3 protein-coding genes and 1 pseudogene are annotated in these 2,569 nt (G+C 28.3%); all 4 read right to left on the bottom strand.

What is annotated here, in order from left to right; translation table 11 throughout:
- Nucleotides 1-438, bottom strand: a 438-nt coding sequence (locus Q0V09_RS10650; RefSeq protein WP_297489436.1) for an FAD-dependent oxidoreductase, incomplete at its 3' end; no start/stop codon positions are given.
- 58 nt (nucleotides 439-496) lie between these two features.
- Nucleotides 497-1,060, bottom strand: a pseudogene (gene ahpC, locus Q0V09_RS10655) (alkyl hydroperoxide reductase subunit C).
- 161 nt (nucleotides 1,061-1,221) lie between these two features.
- On the bottom strand, nucleotides 1,222-1,542 hold the full coding sequence (locus Q0V09_RS10660) for a hypothetical protein (RefSeq protein ID WP_297489439.1): 321 nt from the start codon (nucleotides 1,540-1,542) through the stop codon (nucleotides 1,222-1,224).
- 67 nt (nucleotides 1,543-1,609) lie between these two features.
- On the bottom strand, nucleotides 1,610-2,569 hold a 960-nt coding region (locus tag Q0V09_RS10665), incomplete at its 5' end, for a sodium/glutamate symporter (protein WP_297489442.1).

The following is a 2,569-nucleotide window of genomic DNA, read 5'->3' on the forward strand; positions in this document are numbered from 1 at the left end:
TTCAAGACCTGTAAAAAACTCACCATCACATGTTGCACAATATCCAACGCCTCTACCTTTAAATTTTTCTTCCCCTTTAAATCCAATTTTCCTTGGAGTTCCACCTGTTGCTACTAATACTGAAAATCCTTTAATTTCTCCTAGTGTAGTTTTAATAACTTTTATATCTTCATTAAGTTGAACACTTAAAACTTCCTCTTGAATTAATTCTGCTCCAAAATTTTTAGCTTGATCTTTCATACTAAGTGCTAAATTTTCTCCTGTTGTCATAGGTATTCCTGGATAATTTACAACTTCATTTGTTGTTTTTATTTGCCCTCCAACAACACTTTCTTTTTCTATTATTAAAACTTTTTGTTTTGCTCTTCCTGCATAAATAGCTGCTGTTAATCCTGCTGGACCACCACCTATTATAACTAAATCATATATATTTTTCATTTTAGCCCTCCTTTTTTTTTTAAAAGAAAAGGCACTTTTAAAGTGCCTTAATTTAAATCTAAATTTTTCCAATTAAATCTAAACTTGGAGCTAATGTTTCTTTTCCTGGTTTCCATTTTGCTGGACAAACTTGATCACCATGAGTATCTACAAATTGAGCAGCTTGAACTTTTCTTAATAATTCACTTGCATCTCTTCCTATTCCTAAATCATGTACTTCATAAGCTTTAATAACTCCTTCAGGATTTATTATAAAACTACCTCTTAAAGCTAATCCTTCCTCTTCTATCATAACTTGAAATTGTCTTGATAATTTTCCAGTTGGATCTGCTACCATAGGATATTCAATTTTTCCAATAGCTTTTGATGTATCATGCCATGCTTTATGTACAAATTCTGTATCTGTTGAAACAGAATATATTTCACAATTTATATTTTTAAATTCTTCATAATTATCAGCTAAATCTTCTAACTCAGTAGGACAAACAAATGTAAAATCTGCTGGATAAAAGAAAAATACTGACCATTTACCTTTTAAATCCTCTTGAGAAATTCTCTAAAAATCCCCTTTATGAAAAGATTGTGCTGTAAAATCTTCTACTTTTTTACCTATTAATGACATTTGAATCACTCCTTGTTGTTTTGAATTAATTACTTATTTGTAATGATTATAAACTTAATTTATATTTTTGTCAACATATTTTTTAAAAGTTAAATATTTTGTAAATAAAAGTAATTTTTTGTAAAAAAATGTACAAACTTATTTTATACATTTTTCATCTATTAATTTATTTCAATATCCCTTATTTTTTTTATAAATTCAACTCTATTTTCTGCTTTCATTTTTGTAATCTCTTCTTTTAATCTAAATCTCTCATTTAGAGGTATATGTTCAATTGCTTTATTAAGTATATCCACAACCTTATTTACATTTTCCTCTTTTTCTGAAAGAAGCTCTGCCACTTCATCTGGATCTAAACCTTTTTCAACTCCAGTCATAATAGCTAATTCATCAACATTAACTTCAGAAACATTTGATTTTAATTTCATTAAATCATCTTTACTTAGTTTTTTAATAATTTCATTTACACTTTGTAGTTCCATTATTACGTCACTTCCTTTTCTGTTATTAATTTGATTATATACCTCTAAAAAATACAAGTCAATTATTTTATGGTTTAAATAAATTTATAGCTGTTATTATTACAGGCATTTGAAAAATATCTATTAAAAAGGCTCCTGTTAAAGTTACAATTAAATAAGGATTGGCTGTATATCCATATCTTTCAGATATCTCACCCATATTTAACATTGCATTTGTTGTTGCTCCAAGACCTGATCCACACATGCCAGAAACCATAACTGCTGCATCATAATCACTCCCCATAGCTTTAAAAACAATATACTTAGTATATACTCCCATAAAAAAAACTTGAGCAAAAAGTATAATTAGCATTGGTACTGCTAAATCTACTAATTCCCATAATTTTAAAGATATTAATGCCATGGATAAAAATATATTAAGAGAAGTTATCCCTAATATATCCATTAAACTACGATTTATTCTAACAATATTAAACTTTAAATTTAAGTTATTGAAAATAATTGCAACAAACATAGCTCCCACATATGATGGAATTGCCAAATTCAATTTTATTTTTAATAATTCAGAAAGATTTGTTCCTAACATCATTATAACTGCTAATATTGTTATTTGTTTTAATAAATCTTCAACACTTAAATCCTCTTTTTTATGAATCTCATCAAAATTCAAATCATCCTTCCCAACTATATTTATTGGTTTTAATTTGTTTTTTCTTATTAAATATAATCCTAAAGGTGAACCTAACAATCCACCAGCTAAAAGACCAAATGTTGCTGCTGAAAGGGCCACTGTACTAGCTCCTAAAACTCCCATTTGCTCAACTGTTGCTCCAAAAGCTCCTGCTGAACCATGTCCGCCACTCATGGATACAGATCCTGCTAAAACACCATACAATGGATTTATATTTGTCATCTTTGCAAGTGACACACCTATTACAGTTTGCATAAGTGTCATAAATCCACTTAACAACCAAAAAATTACAAGTAGTTTTCCTCCTTTTTTTAATGCTGATATAGATGATCCAAG

The organism is uncultured Cetobacterium sp., from assembly GCF_947039425.1.
Lineage (GTDB): Bacteria > Fusobacteriota > Fusobacteriia > Fusobacteriales > Fusobacteriaceae > Cetobacterium_A.